Raw genomic sequence first — 15,977 nt, 5'->3', positions numbered from 1 at the left:
CTGGCCGGACCGGGTGGGTTGCTGACAGGCTGCCCGCCATGACCGCTCATGCCCTCGCCGGGGCGCTCGCCGACGAGCGCCGCCGGACCGTGTTCGCCGCGATCGTGCTCGGTGCCCGGGACCTGTCTGCCGTGGTGGCCCGCACCGGGCTGCCGGCCCGCGACGCCGCGGTGGCCGTACGCCGTCTCACCGACACCGGTGTGCTCGCCGACGACGGGGGCGGGCTGCGGGTCGACGCCGAGCGGCTGCGCGAGTTCGCCCGGGCCGGGGCGGCGTCGCCGGTAGCCCCGGCGGCGAACCCGCGCGAGATGATCCTGCGCACGTTCCTGCGCGACGGCGCGCTGACCCGGCTGCCCGCGCAGCGCGGACGCCGCCGCGTGCTGCTGGAACACATCACCGAACGCACCTTCGAGCCGGGACTTCGTTATCCGGAGCGGGAGGTGGACGACGCGCTGCGCCGGTGGTGCGAGGGCGGCGAGGCAGACCACGTGACGCTGCGCCGCTACCTGATCGACGACATGCTGCTCACCCGTGAGCAGGGCGTCTACTGGCGGACCGGGCCGTGAGCGGCTGGAGCACGCACGTCGTACGCCCGGAGCAGCCGGACGCGACGCTGGTGCTGCGCGAGTACATGGCGGAGATGGTGCGCCGCTGGTACGGGCGTCCGGAGCAGCCGGGTGAGGTGGACGCCGCGCTGGCCGAGGACCCGAGCGACGACCTGGTCGCGCCGAGCGGGCTGCTGGTGCTGGCCCGCCGCGACGGTCGCCTCGCCGGGTGCGCCGGGCTGCGGTGGCAGCCGGACTGGGCCGAGCTGACCCGGGTGTACGTGCGCCCGGAGCACCGTGGCGCCGGTGGTGGAGCGGCGCTGATCGCCGCGGTCGAGGCGTACGCCGTCGGCGGCGGGGAGACGCGGATCCGGCTGGACACCCGCTCCGACCTGGTCGAGGCGCGGGCCCTGTACGCCCGGCACGGCTACCGGGAGATCCCCGCCTTCACCAGCGGCCCGTACGCGCAGCACTGGTTCGAGAAGTCACTGCCGGCGCGAGTTGACGACGCGGCGCGGGCGCGTTAAAACAGAACCAGGAACTTGAGTCACCAAGACTCAACTTGAGACCTTGGGCCAGGAGAACCGAGGAGGCAAGAGCCATGTTGATGCGTACCGACCCGTTCCGCGAGATCGACCGGATCGCCGAGCAGTTCTTCGGCACCGCCGCCCGGCCCGCCGTGATGCACCTGGACGCCTACCGCGACGGTGACCACTTCTACGCGGCGTTCGACCTGCCCGGCGTCGACCCGGACAGCATCGACTGCACCGTCGAGCGCAACGTGCTGACCGTCCGCGCCGAGCGCCGTCGCCCCAGCGGCGAGAACGTCGAACTGGTCGCCGCCGAGCGTCCGATGGGCACGTTCACCCGGCAGCTGTTCCTGGGCGACACGCTCGACACCGACCGGCTGGAGGCCGGCTACGAGAACGGCGTGCTGACGCTGCGCATCCCGATCGCCGAGCGCGCCAAGCCGCGCCGGATCACCGTGGCCACGCCCGCCGAGGGCAACGGCCGCCGCCAGCTCACCACCGCCTGATCGTTCACGCCGACGCGGGGGAGGCCGGAGCGCCGGCCGACCCCGCGTTGTCGTACCAGCGCGCCTGATCGCCAAACCATCCGCGGGCTGAGAGCCTTTCTCACATGCTTCGCCCCGAGGTGCTGCCGCGCGCCCGCACCGCCGCCCTGCCCGCCGGCCCGGCCGACGTCACCGAGGCGTGGCTGCGCAACCGGCGGCTGTCCGAGCACACCCGTGACGCGTACCGCCGTGACGTCACCGGCTGGCTGAGCTGGTGCGCCGAGCGGGGGCTCGACCCGCTGCGGGCCACCTTCCTCGACGTCAACGCCTACGGCCGGGAGCTGGAGTCCACGCCGCGCGGGCGCGACGGCCGGACGCTCACGCCGGCCACCGTGGCGCGCCGGTTGTCCGCGTTGTCGAGCTGGTACGACTTCCTCGCCAAGCTGGGCGCGGTGACCGCCAACCCGGTGTCGGCGGCGGACCGGCCGCGGGTGGACCGGGACCACTCCGCCACCGTCGGCCTGACGCCGGAGGAGGTCGACGCGTTGATCGCCGCCGCCGAGACGGACACCGGCCCGACCGCCGCCCGCAACCGGGCCGCCGTCGCGCTCCTGGCCGACCTGGGGCTGCGGGTGGGGGAACTGGTCGCGCTGGACGTGTCCGACCTGGGCACCGAGCGCGGTCACCGCAGCGTCCGCTTCGTCGGCAAGGGCGGCAAGGTACGCCGGCGCGCGCTCACCCCGGGCACCGCGTACGCCCTCGACGCCTACCTGACCGCGCGGGCCGAGGCGCAGGGCGTGACGGTGCCGGAGCTGACCGGTCCGCTGCTGGTCACCGCGACCGGCGGCCGGCTGGACCGGCATGCCGTGTTCCGGCTGGTGCGCCGCCTCGCGCAGCGCGCCGGGATAGCCGCCTGGGCGAAACTGTCGCCGCACTCGCTGCGCCACGCGTTCGCCACCACGGCCCGCTCCGAGGGGGTGCCGCTGGAGGATGTGCAGGACGCGATGGGGCATGCCGATCCGCGTACCACCCGCCGCTACGACCGGGACCGGCACAACCTGGACCGCGATCCGGCGTACGCGATCTGGGCGGCCCGCGCGCGCCGTCGCGGCTGAGCCGTCGCGCGGACCGGTCAGCCCTGCGGGCGGGGGCAGAGGCAGAACGGCTGCCCGATCGGGCGTACCGGCAGTCTGCCGCCGCCCCCTGACATCTTCGGCCCGTCACGGGCGCGCGGCGCAACCGCCTGCGCGGCGCGTTCCGGTTGCCTACCGTCGACGGTGATGGGCAGGCAGCAGGAGTGGCACCACACGGCCCGGCGGCGCCGGCCGCTACGCGCGGGCGTGCTGATCGCCGGTCTCGGCGTGGGCACCTGCCTGATCGGGGTGGCCGGGCTGGCGGTGTGGAACGCGCAGGTGGTGCTCCAGTCCGACGGGCCGGTCCGGGAGACCGCCGACGGGTTCTTCCGCGACGTCGCCGCCGGGGACACCGACGCGGCGTACGAGCGGCTGTGCGCCGAGGCCCGGGGCAGGTGGAGCAAGGCCGGCTTCGGCAGTTGGGTGCGTACGCCGCCGCAGGTCAGCGGCTACGAGATCGTCGACGTGTCGGTGGCGACCCGCTCCGGCAAGCCGACCGGGACGGTGATCGTGCGGATCAACCGTGACGGCGGCGGCAGCGAGGAACGTGAGTTGCCGATCGTGTCGGAGGGCGGGTCGTGGCGGGTGTGCGGGGACCCGTTCTGAGGCTCAGGCGCGGGGGCCGAGGTCCCCGGAGCGGTAGTGCCGCCGGCACAACACCTGGTAGCGCACGTCGGCGGTATCCACGGTGTCGCCGATGACGACCTGGGCGCCCTCGCGGACCACCGCGCCCTGCACGACCCGGGCGTTGAGCAGCCCTTCCCGCCCACACCAGCACAGCACCTCGACCTGGATCCGGGCCACCTCGTCGGCAAGTTCGAACAGCCGCTGCGCGGCCGGGAACAGGCAGGAGCGGAAGTCGGTGGCCAGCCCGAAGGCGTAGACGTCGACGTCGAACCGGTCGACCAGCTCGGCCATCTGCTCGACGTGTTCGAGGTTGTAGAACGACGCCTCGTCGCAGATCAGGTAGTCCACCCGTACCCCTTCGGCCCAGGCGTCGCGGACCAGGTCGCGCAGGTCCAGGTCGTCGGTGACCTCGACGGCCTCGTGGGCCAGGCCGATGCGGGTGGTGACCTGCGGGCCCAGCGAGCGGTCGATGCGGGTGGTGACCAGGCCGCGGCGGCCCTGGCGGGCGTGGTTGTGGTTCATCTGCAACGCCATGGTGGACTTGCCGCAGTCCATCGGCCCCCAGAAGAACTTCAGGGCGGCGGCGTGCAGCGGCCGGCCGTCGACGCCGCGGGCGGCGGCGCAGCCGGCGGCTCGGTCGTCGCCCGGCCCCGGCAGGGGACGGGCCAGGCAGGTCGGGGCGGCGTCGTCGGTCACGTCGGGGCAGCCTAGTCCATCGACGCCGCCGGATCCGGTCCGCGATGATCGACCCGTCAGAGCACCCGGGGCGGGGTGTTGCCGGCGGCGATGATGGCCCGGCGCATCGGCACGGCGGCGAGCAGCGCGAAGCCGACCACGAAGAAGATCAACAGCGACACCAGGCCCACCCGGTACGACGAGGTCAGCTGGAACACCAGGCCGAACGCCAGCGGGCCGAGCCAGCTGGTGCCCTTGTCGCTGATCTCGTAGAAGCCGTAGTACTCGCCTTCCTTGCCGGCCGGGATGAGCTGGCTGAACAGCGACCGGCTCAGCGCCTGGCTGCCGCCGAGGACCAGGCCGATGCAGCCGCCGAGGATCATGAACGGCACGGGCGCCTCGGCCGGCAGCCGGAACGCGGCGATGATCACACCGGTCCAGAGCACCAGCGACAGCAGCACCGTCTTCCAGGCGCCGATGCGCTTGGCGAGCGCGCCGAGGGCCAGCGCGCCACCGAACGCGAGGAACTGCACCAGCAGGATGGTGACGATCAGCGTGCTCTGGTCCAGTCGCAGCTCCTCGGTGCCGTACTGGCTGGCCAGGGTGATGACGGTCTGGATGCCGTCGTTGAAGACCAGGAACGCGAGCAGGAAGAACAGCGTCAGCGGGTACGTCTTGAGCTCGCGCAGGGTGCGCCCGAGCTGCCGGAACCCGTCGGTGAGCACATTGCCGCCCGCCTGCAGGGCGGCGGCGGTGGGGTGCTCGCGCAGCCAGCGCAGCGGGACCAGGGTGAACGCCGCCCACCACACGCCGGCGGACACGATCGACCAGCGGGCCAGGTCCAGCGTGCGCTGGGCGTTGCCCTCCTCGCTGAGCATGGTGACGGCGACGAGGTTCAGCGCGAGCAGCAGACCGCCGCCGAGGTAGCCGATGGCCCAGCCGCGGCTGGAGATGCCGTCGCGCTCGTCCGGGCCGCCGAGTTGCGGCAGGAACGAGTTGTAGACGACCACGGCGGCGCCGAAGGAGATGTTCGCGACCAGGAACAGCGCGCCGCCGAGCAGGTAGCGCTCGCCGGTGACGAACGCGAACGCGATGGTCGCGCCGGCGCCGGTGAAGGCCGCCGCGGCGAGCAGCCGCTTCTTGTGCGCCGACCGGTCGGCGATCGCGCCGATCACCGGCAGCACGAACACGGTGAGGAAGACCGACAGCGAGATCAGGTACGGGTAGAACGAGCCGGCGGCGACCTTGACGCCCAGCGGGTACACCGCGCCGTCGCAGCTGTCCGCGCCCAGTTCGCAGCCGGCGGCCAGCTCGGTGACGGTGGTCAGGAACGGCCCGAGGAAGACCGTGATGACCGTGGTCTGGAACGCGGAGTTCGCCCAGTCGTAGAAGTACCAGCCGGTGCGCTCGCGGCGGGTGCTGCCCGGTCCGGCGGGGTCGGCGACGGCGGGGGTGACCGTATCGGCCATCGGGGGTCGTCCTCGGGGGGTCAGGCGGCCCAGTGGCCGCGGCTGCGGTAGACGTCGCGGAGCACGCTGACGTGATCGGTCATGATGCCATCCACACCAAGATCAAGTAAGTGGTGCATCTGGGCGGGTTCGTCGATCGTCCAGACGTGCACGTGCAACCCGATCCGGCGGCAGTACGCGAGGAACCGCCGGTCCACCACCGGCACCCGCCCGAAGGAGACCGGGACCTGCGCGGCGACCACGGACGGGGGCAGCCGCACCGGTCGCCCGTGCAGCGAGGCCAGCCGCAGCCGGGCCACGCCGCGCATGCCGAGGCTGGTGGCGACCGTCGGGCCGGCCAGCGCGCGCAGCCGCGACAGCCGGGCGTCGCTGAACGAGGCGAGCAGCACCCGGTCACCCGCGCCGGCCCGGGTGACGGTGGCGACCGTGGGCGCCACGCCGCCGTCGGACTTGACGTCGATGTTGAACCGCACCTGCGGCCAGGCGTTCAGCACGTCGTCCAGCCGGGGCACCAGGGCGGCCCCGCCGACGCGCACCGAGGTCAGGTCGGCCCAGCGCAGGTCCGCGATGCGACCGGGCTCGCCGGTGACCCGGCGCAGCGTCGGGTCGTGGAAGACCACGGGTACGCCGTCGGCGGTGGCGTGCACGTCGGTCTCCACGTACCGGTAGCCCAGGGCGACGGCACGGGCGAACGCGGCGGCGGTGTTCTCGTCGCCGTCGGCCGCGCCGCCGCGGTGGGCGAACGCCAGCGGCGCGGGCGCGTCGAGGTAGCCGTGACGGGGCTGCACGCGGGCAGTATGCCCGGCCCGGGTGGCGCGCACATGGCCGGGCGATGAAATTACCTATCGTTCCCTATCGTGACTAAGATAGGGTGCGATGAGTAACGACATGTATTCGGTCGAGCAGGTCGCTGACCTGCTCGGGCTGCACGTGCGCACCGTGCGCGGCTACATCCGGTCCGGGCGGCTGCGGGCCACCCGGATCGGCAAGCAGTACCGGATCGCGCGCGCGGACCTGGACGCGCTGACCGGCCGGCCGGCCGTCGCGGCCACCGGACCGGCGGCGGAGGTGTCGAGCGTCCTGCGGCTCGACGGCGTCGACCGGACCGCCGCCGACCGGCTCGCGACGCTGGTGCTGGCCGGCGTGAACACCCACCACGACCCGGACCGTCCGCTGCGGGTGCAGACGGTCCACGACGAGGAGCGGCAACGCATGACCATCATGATCCTGGGCGACCTCACCGCCACCGCCGACCTGCTGCGCCTGGTCGACGGTGTGCTGGGCGGCGGCAACGACCTGCTCGGCGGCGGCCGTGACTGACCTGATGCAGGAGCGCGCCGGCGTGGCGGTGCTGGTCTGCGATCCGGACGGCCCGCCGATCGCCACCGAGCGCGACGCGCTGGACCTGATCGGCGCGGCGTTCCTCGGCGCGACTGTGGTGGCGGTGCCGGCCGAGCGGCTCGACCCCGGCTTCTTCACGCTCGGCACCCGCTTCGCGGGCGAGGTGATGCAGAAGTTCGTCAACTACCGGCTGCGCCTGGCGATTGTCGGCGACATCTCCGACCACATGGAGCGCAGTGGCGCGCTGCGCGCGCTGGTGGCCGAGTCCAACCGCCACGACCAGGTGTGGTTCGTACCGGACCTCGACGCCCTGGACGCCCGCCTGCGCGCCACCCCCTGACCCCCGTCGATCTTGCGCTTGCGGCCCTCGTTCGGGGCGGTTTGCCGGGTTCAGCCGGGCCGCAACTGCAAGATCAACGGGGGCGGGCGGGGGCGGTGGCTGCGTCGCGGGTTCCCGGCGGCGGGTACGGCTGCTCCGCGAGCAGCCGGGCCAGGTGGGCGCTGTTGAGCGCAAGCGCGGCGGTGGTGCGGCCGGTCGTGTCGGGTTTGGGGCGGGCGTCGACGTAGTCGGTCTTGTGCAGCGCCTCGCCGACCCAGTAGGTGGCCCCGGCGGCCGGACAGGTGAACCCCACCTCGTTGAGGGCCTGCTGCACCTCGGCGATGGTGTGGTGCGCGCCGTCCTCGTTGCCGACCACTGCCACCCCGCCGACTTTGCCGTAGGTACGCAGGCGGCCCTGGTCGTCGGTCTCGGACAGTTCGGCGTCCAACCGTTCCAGGACCATCTTGGTGACCGACGAGGGCTGACCGAGCCAGATGGGCGTGGCGATGATCAGGATCTGGGCGGCGAGCAGCTTGGCACGGATGGCGGGCCAGCCGTCGCCGGCACCCTCGTCCACGGAGACCCCGAAGCGCACGTCGTGGTCGACCACGCGGACGATCTCGCCGTCGACACCCTGATCGGCCAGCGCGTCGAGCACCTCCTGACCGAGCACCTGGGAACTGGACGTCGCCGGTGAGCGCTTCAGGGTGCAGTTGAGGACGAGTGCTCGAACAGCGGTCATGGCCGGATCCTCTCCGCCTCGGGATTGCGGGACTTGATACCCGCCTCCGGGGCCGGGATGCGTCAGCCGGGGCGGTGGCGGCGGTGGGCGCGGGCGGTGTCGACCGGCCGGCCCGGGTCGACGTGGCGCGGCAGGTCCGGCTCGTCGGGGCGCAGCGGGACCAGGTCGTCGGTGATCGCGTCGATGATCCGGTCGGTGGCGTGCCGGGCCGCGCCGGGAGAGCCCGACCGCAGGTCGTCGATCGGCACCGGGGCGCCGAAGTGCACCCGGATGGCGGGCCGGCGAACGAGCGCGCGGGCCACCCCACGCAGCATCCCCTTCGGCGCGCGGTACGGCAGCACCTCGTGCGAACCCCACTGCGCCACCGGTACGACGGCGGCGCCGCTGGCGAACGCGAGCCGGGCCGTACCGGTCTTGCCCCGCTCGGGCCACATGCCCGGGTCGAGCCCGATGCGTCCCTCCGGGTAGACGAGCACCACCGAGCCGCCGGCCACGGCCTGGGCGGCGACCTCCAGCGAGCGGTGCACGGCGGCGGTGCCGCGGTCGACGCGGATGTGCCCGGCGCGGCGCATCAGCGCCCCGATCACCGGGGTGCGGAACAGGCCGCCGGTGGCCATGATCCGGGGCGCGACGTCGCGGACCCGGCAGGCGGCGGCGAGCACGACCGGGTCGAACGGGCTGATGTGGTTGGCGGCCAGGATCAGCGGGCCGCGGCGCAGCGCGTCGGGCACGTCGCCGGTGACCTCCAGCCGGCCGACCAGCCCGACGGCGGCGCGGGCGAGCGTCTGCGCGCCCCGCCACAGCAGCGGCGCGCGCCAGAGGGTGCTGTTCATCAGTGCTGGATGGTCGCACGCGCAGGGGTGGCGGCGGGAGCCGGTGGGGGTCCTCCGGCAAGGGTGATCAGGGTCATTGGTCCCGGGCCGGGTGGGGCCCTGCGGCCCTGCTGCTTTCGCTACGACGCCGAGTAGTATCTACTACGTCTCGTAGTATGCACAGCTGGGGGTTTTCTGGTGGACGCGTTGGACGTCGCCCGCTGGCAGTTCGGTGTCACCACCGTCTACCACTTCTTGTTCGTGCCGTTGACCATCGGCCTGTCCGTGCTGGTGGCGATCCTCCAGACCATGTGGCACCGCACCGGCAACGAGCGGTACCTCAAACTCACCAAGTTCTACGGCAAGCTCTTCCTGATCAACTTTGCGATGGGTGTGGTCACCGGCATCGTGCAGGAGTTCCAGTTCGGCATGAACTGGAGTGACTACTCCCGCTTCGTCGGTGACATCTTCGGCGCGCCGCTGGCCATCGAGGCCCTTGTCGCGTTCTTCCTGGAGTCCACGTTCATCGGCCTGTGGATCTTCGGCTGGGACCGGCTGCCCAAACGCCTGCACCTGGCCGCGATCTGGGCCGCCGCGATCGGCACCAACCTGTCGGCGTACTTCATCCTCGCCGCCAACTCGTTCATGCAGAACCCGGTCGGCTTCCGGATCAACCCGGAGAGCGGCCGCGCCGAGCTGACCGACTTCGTCGCCGTGCTCACCAACAAGGTCGCCCTGGTCACCTTCCCGCACACGCTGGCCGGCTCGTTCCTGGTCGCCGGGTCGCTGATGGTCACCGTCGGCCTGTGGCACGTGATGCGCAACCGCGACAGCGCCGACACCGGCGCGTACCGCTTCGCCACCAAGCTCGGCTCCTGGGTCGTCCTGATCTCCTCGGCGCTGGTGATCCTCACCGGCGACATCCAGGGCAAGATCATGACCGAGGTGCAGCCGATGAAGATGGCCGCCGCGGAGGGCCTCTACACCACCGAGAGCCCCGCCTCGTTCTCCGTGCTCACCGTCGGCAGCCTCGACGGCAGCCGCGAGATCTTCGCTCTCAAGATCCCGTACCTGCTGTCGTTCCTCGGCACCGGCGACCCCAACGGCACCGTCCAGGGCATCAACGACCTCCAGGCCCAGTACGCCAGCCAGTACGGCCCCGGCAACTACGCCCCGATCATCCCGGTCACCTACTGGAGCTTCCGCTTCATGATCGGCTTCGGGCTGGCCGCCGCCGCGATCGCGCTGCTGGTGCTCTGGAGCCAGCGCAAGGGCCGCACCCCCACCAGCAAGTGGCTGCTGCGCGCCGGCCTGGTCATGCCCGTGCTGCCGCTGCTGGCCAACTCCTTCGGCTGGATCTTCACCGAGATGGGCCGCCAGCCGTGGATCGTCTTCGGCGAGATGCTCACCCGTGACGGCGTGTCCCGCAGCGTCTCCCTGACCGAGGTCCTCACCTCCTTCACCGCGTTCACGCTCATCTACGCCGTCCTCGCGGTGGTCGAGTTCAAGCTGCTGGTCCGCTATGCCCGCGCCGGCGTCCCGGACGTCACCCCGCAGACCGACGACGACGACACCGACGACGCCGAGCGCCCGCTGGCGTTCGCCTACTGACACCCCGGAGCCCAACCGTGGAACTGACGACCGTCTGGTTTCTCCTCGTAGCAGTGCTCTTCACCGGCTACTTCATCCTCGAAGGCTTCGACTTCGGCGTCGGGATGCTGCTGCCGGTGCTCGGCCGCGACGACCGGCAGCGCCGTGTCCTGATCAACACCATCGGCCCGGTCTGGGACGGCAACGAGGTGTGGCTGATCACCGCCGGCGGCGCCATGTTCGCCGCCTTCCCCGAGTGGTACGCCACCCTGTTCTCCGGCTTCTACCTGCCGCTGCTGCTCATCCTGCTGGCCCTGATCGCCCGCGGCGTCGCCTTCGAGTACCGCCACAAGCGGCCCGAGGCGTCCTGGAAGCGCCGCTGGGACCAGGCCATCTTCTGGGGCTCGGCGATCCCGGCCGTGCTGTGGGGCGTGGCGTTCGCCAACATCTTCCGCGGCGTGCCGCTGGACGCCGACCACCAGTACGTCGGCGGGCTGCTCGACCTGCTCAACCCGTACGCGCTGCTCGGCGGCCTGACCACGCTGGGGCTGTTCCTCACCCACGGCGCGGTGTTCCTGGCGCTCAAGACCACCGGCGACATCCGCGAGCGCGCCGGCGCCCTCGCCGTCAAGCTCGGCGTCGGCACGGCCGTGGCCGCCGTGGCGTTCCTGAGCTGGTCGCTGACCATCCGCTCCAGCGCCGCCGCCGTCGTGCTCGCCGTCGGTGCCGCCCTCGCCCTGCTCGGCGGTCTGGCCGCGGCCAAGGTACGCCGGGAGGGCTGGGCGTTCACCGGCACCGCCGTGGCGATCGCGCTGGCCGTGGCGACGCTGTTCGCGGCGCTGTTCCCGAACGTGATGCCGTCCACGCTCGACGCGGCCGGCACGCTCACCGCCACAAACGCCGCGTCCACCCCGTACACCCTGAAGATCATGACCTGGGTGGCGGTGATCTTCACGCCGATCGTGCTGGCGTACCAGGGTTGGACGTACTGGGTGTTCCGCCGCCGGATCGGGGTACAGAACATTCCGCAACACTGATCGACCTGTGGGCGCAGGGGCGCGGGGCCGGTGCGAGGGGGTCGCACCGGCCCCGCGGGGCGTTCAGCGCGCCTCGCGCAGCTCCGCCAGCCGCGCCTCGATCTCGGCCAGCTCGGCGCGCAGCTTCTCCGCCTGCTGCTCCGCCTCGGCCCGCTCGGCGGCGAGGATCTGCTCCACCGCCTCCTGCACCCCCGGCACGTCCACCAGCGCCACCATCCGCAGCGCCTCGGCCGGCTTCACCACGTACGGCCGGGCCAGCGCCTTCGTGCCCTGCTGCGCGGCGACCGTCCACTCGCCCTCGGCGTAGGCCAGCGTCACCGTGAGCCCCGGCGGGGTCTTCGGCTTCGCGGCCTTCACCGCCCGCTTCGCCGGCTTCGGCTCCGCCTGCGGCGCCTCGGTCTTCGGCTCCTCCCGTCGTGGCGCCGGCACCCGCGGCGTGTCCAGCACGAACTCCGGCTCCGGCGCGGCCGGCGGCTGCTCCGGTTCCGGCTTCGCCTCGGCGGCCGGACGCCGCCCGGCGCCCTTCGGCGCGACCGCCACGTCGGCGGGGGAGAACGGCAGCTCGTCGCGGCCGAACCGCACCACCACGAACTCCTCCGACGCCTCCGGGTCGGTCAGCTCCACCACCTGCCCGATCTGCCCGGCGATCTGCCCGGCCGCCTCGGTGAACACCACCCGGGGCTTGCGGCCCGCCGCGAGCGCCTCCCGGATCCCCTGAACCTCGTCAGTGGACAAACCCTGACCCGCCATCACGCCCTCTTCCGTACACCTGTTTGACGCAGCCTTGATACCAGCCGGCTGCGACACCACGATGATCAGCCCCCGAGGGCCCGCAACGCCGCGTCGGCGTGCTCGTTCATGCTCAGCTCGCTGCGCACCACGGCGAGGACCCGCCGGTCCGTGCCGATCACGAACGTCATCCGCCGCGTGCTCAGCGGCCCCAGCGGCAGCCGCCGCCGCACCCCGAACGCGTCCGCCACCGCGCCGTCGACGTCGGAGAGCAGCGGATAGTCGAACCCGTGCCGGCGGGAGAACTCCGCCTGCCGCTCCACCGGATCACGGCTGATCCCCACCCGCTGCGCGCCCACCGCCGCGAACTCCGCCGCCAGATCCCGGAAGTGACAGCTCTCCGCCGTGCAGCCCCGCGTCATCGCCGCCGGATAGAAGAACAACACCACCGGCCCGGCGGCCAGGAACTCCGACAGGCGACGCGGCGTCCCCGTCTCGTCCGGCAGCGTGAAATCCTCGACCAGGTCACCGACACCCAACGCGTTACTCATGACGCGAGGATATGTAGACATCGGCGATCCGGCTCCGTCGTACCCGGCGAGCGGCGGGGAGGCACCGCCGCACGACGCGAAGGACCGACAGTGAAGTACGTCATCATGATCCACTCCAACCCGGAGCCGTGGGGCCACCCCACCTCCGAGTATCTGGCCTCCTACCAGGAGCTGCCCGCCGAGGTACGGGACCGGCTCAACGCCGACTTCGAGCAGGTGCTGACCGAGCTGCACGCCAACGGTGAGCTCGTCGTCGGTGAGGCGCTCGCCGACCCCGCCACCGCACGGCTGTACCGGTGGAGCGACGGCGCGCCGCTGGTGACCGACGGCCCGTACTCCGAAGCCAAGGAACACCTCGCCGGGTTCTTCCTGATCGACGTGGAGGACCAGGCCCGCGCCGAGGCCGTCGCGGCGAAGTTCGCCGGCCCGGGGGAGACCGTCGAGCTGCGGCCCCTGATGTGGCCGGGCGGCTCCGATCAGTAGCGCCACAGCGCTGGCGGACGTGTGGCGCCGGGAGGCGCCGCACGTCCGCGCCGCGCTGCTGCGCCGCTACGGGCACCCCGACGCCTGCGAGGACGCCCTGCAGGACGCGGCGGAGGCGGCCGCCGCCAACTGGCCGCGCACCGGCGTCCCCGACGACCCCCGCGCCTGGCTGATCCGGGTCGCCGCGCGGCGGCTGATCGACCGGATCCGCGCCGACGCGGCCCGTACCCGCCGCGAGCGGCTCGACGCGGCCCGGCAACCCGACGCCGGCCGCGTACCGCCCGTCGACGACACGCCGGTGACCGGCGCCGACGACACGATGCGGCTGCTGTTCCTGTGCTGCCACCCGGCGCTGAGCCGCCCCTCACAGGTCGCGCTGACCCTGCGCGCGGTGGCCGGCCTGCGCGTCGAGCAGATCGCCGCCGCCTACCTGGTGCCGGCCCGGACCATGACGCAGCGGCTGAGCCGGGCCCGCGCGACGCTGCGCGAGGCGGGCGCCCGGTTCACCATGCCGCCGCCGCACGCGCTGCCCGCCCGGGTGGCCGCCGTGCTCGACGTGTGCCACCTGGTGTTCAGCGAGGGCTACACCCGCACCTCCGGCGACCAGCTCCTGGACGTCGCACTCGCCGAGGAGGCGATCCGGCTCACCCGCCAGGTCCATGCCGCGCTGCCCGAGCACCACGAGGTGACCGGCGCGCTGGCGCTGATGCTGCTCACCCACGCCCGGTCGCCCGCCCGCACCGACGCCGCCGGTGACCTCGTGCCGCTGGCCGACCAGGACCGCTCCCGCTGGCGCGGCGACCTGATCGACGAGGGCGTCGGGCTGCTCGGCCGGGCCCTGCCCCACGGCCCGGTGGGCCGCTACCAGCTCCAGGCGGCCATCGCCGCCGTCCACGCCGAGGCCCCGACGTTCGACGACACCGACTGGCTGCAGATCAGCGTCCTCTACGACATGCTGAGCCGGGTCGCCCCCAGCCCGTTCGTCACGCTCAACCAGGCCGTCGCCGTGGGCATGGCGCACGGCCCCGACGTCGGGCTGGCGCTGCTCGGCCCGCTGCTGACCGACCCGGCCATGCGCGGCCACCACCGGCTGCACGCCGTCCGCGCCCACCTGCTGGAGCTGCACGGCGACCCGCAGGCCGCCGCCGAGCACTACCGGCTGGCCGCCCGGCTCACCGGCAGCCTGCCCGAACAGCGCTACCTCAACCGGCGGCTGGCGCGCCTGACCAGCGACTCCTGATCGCGGTCACCGCCACACCCCGGCCACCTCGGCGGCCACCGTGTCGGCCTGGGCGAACCCGGCCCGCGCCGACGCGGCCCGCCGCGCCGGATCCAGCACGTTACGGCCGATCGCCGTGCGTGCCGCCCGGTCCGGCGACACCACCGCCACCCGCGCGCCCGCCTCCCGCAGCGCCGTCACCTGCGCCGACAGCCGCGGCATCGGTCCGACCGCCGCACGGGTCGGCGCCAGCACCACCACCCGCTCGCACCCGGCCGCCAGGTCCGCGTTCACCGGCGACCGGACGCCGCCGTCGACGAAACGCCGGTCACCGATCGTCACCGGCGGCCAGACCCCCGGCACCGCGCAACTGGCCCCGACCGCGTCCACCAGCGACGCCCCGCTGTCCGCGTCGAACACCACGAACTCGCCGGAGGCCGCGTCCACGGCGGTGACCAGCAGCCGCGCCGCCGGCCAGTCCGACGACGGCAGCCGCGCCGCGATCACCGCCCGCCGCGACTGCTCCGACGGGGTACGCGCCGACAACGCCATCGCGCCGATACGCGCCCGGGCCCGCGCCGCGTCCCGGCCCCGCCCACCGGCCCACGCCCAGCGCAACAGCACCCCCGTCCCGAGGCGCGCCGGCACCTCCTCGCGGGGCGGCCGCAGCTGCGCCTCGTACAACTGCGTCACCGGCGTACCCGAACGCACCTGCGCCCCGACCACCGACCCGGCCGACGTGCCCACCACCAGCTCCGCCTCGTCCAACCGCAGGCCGTGCCCGGCCAGCCCGGCCAGCAGACCCAGCTCCCAGGCCACCCCGGTGACCCCGCCGCCACCCAGCACCAACGCGCGCCCCATGTGACAGTCCTCTCCACCCCGGATGGTCCCGCCCACGGTAACGTCGCCCCCACCGCAAGGCAGGGGAGAATTGCATTGACCTCCGTCACCATCGTCACCGGGGGAGGACGCGGCATCGGCGCGGCCACCGCCCGGCGGCTCGCCGCCGAGGGCCACGACCTGGTCATCGGCTACCGCGCCGACCACACCGCCGCCGAATCCGTGGCCGCCGACGTGCGCGCGGCCGGCCGCCGCGCGGTCACCGTCGCCGCCGACACCACCGACCCGGACCAGGTACGCCGCATCTTCGACGCCGCCGACCAGCTCGGCCCGCTCACCGGCCTGGTCAACAACGCCGGCGTCACCAGCCCGATCGGCCCGTTCACCGACCTGCGCGTCGACGACCTGCGCGAGGTCGTCGACGTCAACCTCATCGGGTACGTGCTCTGCGCCCAGCAGGCGGCCCGGCGGCTCACCCGTGGCGGCGCCATCGTCAACGTCTCCTCCGTCGCCGCCACGCTCGGCTCACCCGGCGAGTACGTCCACTACGCCGCCGTCAAGGCCGCCACCGACACCCTCACCGTCGGGCTCGCCAAGGAACTCGCGCCGCACGGCATCCGCGTCAACGCCGTCGCCCCCGGCATCATCCGCACCACCATCCACGCCCGCTCCGGCGTGCCCGACCGCCCCGACTCCGCCGCCGGGCGGATCCCGATGGGCCGCGCCGGGGAACCCGAGGAGGTCGCCGGCGCGATCGCCCACCTGCTCGGCCCGGACGCCTCGTACACCACGGGCGCGGTCCTGCGCGTCGGCGGCGGGCTCTGACACGACGGCGGCCCGGGGTGTTCGC

General features: G+C 73.3%; 20 protein-coding genes. 12 read left to right on the top strand and 8 right to left on the bottom strand.

The features are described from left to right. Positions 1-38: 38 nt before the first annotated feature. The 5 genes from A4R25_RS06490 (at position 39) to A4R25_RS06470 (ending at position 3,299) form a co-directional block, all read left to right on the top strand. Positions 39-566, top strand: coding sequence for a DUF2087 domain-containing protein (locus A4R25_RS06490; RefSeq protein ID WP_064445969.1), 528 nt, complete (start codon positions 39-41; stop codon positions 564-566). Then, positions 563-1,072: a GNAT family N-acetyltransferase gene (locus A4R25_RS06485; protein WP_043330134.1), complete on the top strand. Its 510-nt coding sequence runs from the start codon at positions 563-565 to the stop codon at positions 1,070-1,072. The genes A4R25_RS06490 and A4R25_RS06485 overlap by 4 nt, the downstream gene beginning before the upstream one ends. Positions 1,073-1,146: 74 nt before the next feature. Continuing rightward, positions 1,147-1,581, top strand: a complete 435-nt coding sequence (locus tag A4R25_RS06480) for an Hsp20/alpha crystallin family protein (protein ID WP_030504676.1) — start codon at positions 1,147-1,149, stop codon at positions 1,579-1,581. A 104-nt stretch (positions 1,582-1,685) separates the two neighbouring features. Beyond that, entirely contained in the window at positions 1,686-2,675 is a 990-nt protein-coding gene (locus A4R25_RS06475) for a tyrosine-type recombinase/integrase (RefSeq protein ID WP_064445968.1), read from the top strand. 165 nt (positions 2,676-2,840) lie between these two features. Then, positions 2,841-3,299, top strand: coding sequence for a hypothetical protein (locus A4R25_RS06470; protein WP_064445967.1), 459 nt, complete (start codon positions 2,841-2,843; stop codon positions 3,297-3,299). A 3-nt stretch (positions 3,300-3,302) separates the two neighbouring features. Here the strand turns inward: A4R25_RS06470 and A4R25_RS06465 are convergent, their stop codons facing one another. The 3 genes from A4R25_RS06465 to A4R25_RS06455 form a co-directional block, all read right to left on the bottom strand. Beyond that, positions 3,303-3,989, bottom strand: coding sequence for a thymidine kinase (locus tag A4R25_RS06465; protein WP_369799353.1), 687 nt, complete (start codon positions 3,987-3,989; stop codon positions 3,303-3,305). An 83-nt stretch (positions 3,990-4,072) separates the two neighbouring features. Continuing rightward, a complete protein-coding gene (locus A4R25_RS06460; RefSeq protein WP_043324045.1) occupies positions 4,073-5,464 on the bottom strand; it encodes an MFS transporter in 1,392 nt (463 codons plus the stop codon). A 20-nt stretch (positions 5,465-5,484) separates the two neighbouring features. Further along, positions 5,485-6,252: a glycerophosphodiester phosphodiesterase gene (locus A4R25_RS06455; RefSeq protein ID WP_064446492.1), complete on the bottom strand. Its 768-nt coding sequence runs from the start codon at positions 6,250-6,252 to the stop codon at positions 5,485-5,487. Between the two features lie 88 nt (positions 6,253-6,340). Between A4R25_RS06455 and A4R25_RS06450 the strand changes: the two genes are divergently transcribed. Both A4R25_RS06450 and A4R25_RS06445 read left to right on the top strand, forming a co-directional pair. After that, positions 6,341-6,784: a helix-turn-helix domain-containing protein gene (locus A4R25_RS06450; protein WP_223201060.1), complete on the top strand. Its 444-nt coding sequence runs from the start codon at positions 6,341-6,343 to the stop codon at positions 6,782-6,784. Next, positions 6,777-7,145 (top strand): DUF4180 domain-containing protein, encoded by a 369-nt coding sequence (locus A4R25_RS06445; RefSeq protein ID WP_043324041.1) that lies wholly within the window; start codon positions 6,777-6,779, stop codon positions 7,143-7,145. Before A4R25_RS06450 ends, A4R25_RS06445 begins: the two co-directional genes overlap by 8 nt. A 73-nt stretch (positions 7,146-7,218) precedes the next feature. On the opposite strand, the gene A4R25_RS06440 is transcribed toward A4R25_RS06445, so the two are convergent. Continuing rightward, positions 7,219-7,866 (bottom strand): flavodoxin family protein, encoded by a 648-nt coding sequence (locus A4R25_RS06440; protein WP_064445966.1) that lies wholly within the window; start codon positions 7,864-7,866, stop codon positions 7,219-7,221. 62 nt (positions 7,867-7,928) lie between these two features. After that, positions 7,929-8,699, bottom strand: a complete 771-nt coding sequence (locus A4R25_RS06435) for a 1-acyl-sn-glycerol-3-phosphate acyltransferase (protein ID WP_064445965.1) — start codon at positions 8,697-8,699, stop codon at positions 7,929-7,931. A 177-nt stretch (positions 8,700-8,876) separates the two neighbouring features. Here A4R25_RS06435 and A4R25_RS06430 point away from each other — a divergent pair, with 177 nt between their 5' ends. After that, on the top strand, positions 8,877-10,289 hold the full coding sequence (locus A4R25_RS06430; protein ID WP_043324038.1) for a cytochrome ubiquinol oxidase subunit I: 1,413 nt from the start codon (positions 8,877-8,879) through the stop codon (positions 10,287-10,289). A gap of 17 nt (positions 10,290-10,306) precedes the next feature. Beyond that, on the top strand, positions 10,307-11,305 hold the full coding sequence (gene cydB / locus A4R25_RS06425; protein WP_064445964.1) for a cytochrome d ubiquinol oxidase subunit II: 999 nt from the start codon (positions 10,307-10,309) through the stop codon (positions 11,303-11,305). A gap of 63 nt (positions 11,306-11,368) precedes the next feature. On the opposite strand, the gene A4R25_RS06420 is transcribed toward cydB, so the two are convergent. Together A4R25_RS06420 and A4R25_RS06415 are read right to left on the bottom strand one after the other, a co-directional pair. Further along, on the bottom strand, positions 11,369-12,055 hold the full coding sequence (locus tag A4R25_RS06420) for a hypothetical protein (RefSeq protein WP_064446491.1): 687 nt from the start codon (positions 12,053-12,055) through the stop codon (positions 11,369-11,371). Positions 12,056-12,120: 65 nt separating this feature from the next. Then, on the bottom strand, positions 12,121-12,585 hold the full coding sequence (locus A4R25_RS06415) for a peroxiredoxin (protein ID WP_304441228.1): 465 nt from the start codon (positions 12,583-12,585) through the stop codon (positions 12,121-12,123). Positions 12,586-12,675: 90 nt separating this feature from the next. Here A4R25_RS06415 and A4R25_RS06410 point away from each other — a divergent pair, with 90 nt between their 5' ends. Both A4R25_RS06410 and A4R25_RS06405 read left to right on the top strand, forming a co-directional pair. Then, entirely contained in the window at positions 12,676-13,068 is a 393-nt protein-coding gene (locus A4R25_RS06410) for a YciI family protein (RefSeq protein WP_043324033.1), read from the top strand. 19 nt (positions 13,069-13,087) lie between these two features. Further along, on the top strand, positions 13,088-14,308 hold the full coding sequence (locus tag A4R25_RS06405; RefSeq protein ID WP_082930921.1) for an RNA polymerase sigma factor: 1,221 nt from the start codon (positions 13,088-13,090) through the stop codon (positions 14,306-14,308). A gap of 6 nt (positions 14,309-14,314) precedes the next feature. On the opposite strand, the gene A4R25_RS06400 is transcribed toward A4R25_RS06405, so the two are convergent. After that, positions 14,315-15,148, bottom strand: a complete 834-nt coding sequence (locus A4R25_RS06400; RefSeq protein ID WP_064445961.1) for a patatin-like phospholipase family protein — start codon at positions 15,146-15,148, stop codon at positions 14,315-14,317. A gap of 75 nt (positions 15,149-15,223) precedes the next feature. On the opposite strand from A4R25_RS06400, the gene A4R25_RS06395 reads away from it, so the two are divergent. Beyond that, positions 15,224-15,952: an SDR family NAD(P)-dependent oxidoreductase gene (locus A4R25_RS06395; RefSeq protein WP_043324027.1), complete on the top strand. Its 729-nt coding sequence runs from the start codon at positions 15,224-15,226 to the stop codon at positions 15,950-15,952. The last annotated feature ends 25 nt before the right edge of the window (positions 15,953-15,977 follow it).

Source organism: Micromonospora sp. NBRC 110037, assembly GCF_001652995.1.
Classification (GTDB): Bacteria; Actinomycetota; Actinomycetes; order Mycobacteriales; family Micromonosporaceae; genus Micromonospora; species Micromonospora chalcea.
Note: the sequence above shows the minus strand (reverse complement) of the source record. Positions and strands in the feature narration are given on the sequence as shown.

Excerpts from the sequence above, each read along its gene's own strand:
- A4R25_RS06490 (WP_064445969.1), top strand. The coding sequence starts at position 39 with ATGACCGCTCATGCCCTCGCCGGGGCGCTCGCCGACGAGCGCCGCCGG.
- A4R25_RS06480 (WP_030504676.1), top strand. The coding sequence starts at position 1,147 with ATGTTGATGCGTACCGACCCGTTCCGCGAGATCGACCGGATCGCCGAG.
- A4R25_RS06475 (WP_064445968.1), top strand. The coding sequence starts at position 1,686 with ATGCTTCGCCCCGAGGTGCTGCCGCGCGCCCGCACCGCCGCCCTGCCC.
- A4R25_RS06470 (WP_064445967.1), top strand. The coding sequence starts at position 2,841 with ATGGGCAGGCAGCAGGAGTGGCACCACACGGCCCGGCGGCGCCGGCCG.
- A4R25_RS06460 (WP_043324045.1), bottom strand. The coding sequence starts at position 5,464 with ATGGCCGATACGGTCACCCCCGCCGTCGCCGACCCCGCCGGACCGGGC.
- A4R25_RS06450 (WP_223201060.1), top strand. The coding sequence starts at position 6,341 with ATGAGTAACGACATGTATTCGGTCGAGCAGGTCGCTGACCTGCTCGGG.
- A4R25_RS06440 (WP_064445966.1), bottom strand. The coding sequence starts at position 7,866 with ATGACCGCTGTTCGAGCACTCGTCCTCAACTGCACCCTGAAGCGCTCA.
- A4R25_RS06435 (WP_064445965.1), bottom strand. The coding sequence starts at position 8,699 with ATGAACAGCACCCTCTGGCGCGCGCCGCTGCTGTGGCGGGGCGCGCAG.
- A4R25_RS06420 (WP_064446491.1), bottom strand. The coding sequence starts at position 12,055 with ATGGCGGGTCAGGGTTTGTCCACTGACGAGGTTCAGGGGATCCGGGAG.
- A4R25_RS06415 (WP_304441228.1), bottom strand. The coding sequence starts at position 12,585 with ATGAGTAACGCGTTGGGTGTCGGTGACCTGGTCGAGGATTTCACGCTG.
- A4R25_RS06400 (WP_064445961.1), bottom strand. The coding sequence starts at position 15,148 with ATGGGGCGCGCGTTGGTGCTGGGTGGCGGCGGGGTCACCGGGGTGGCC.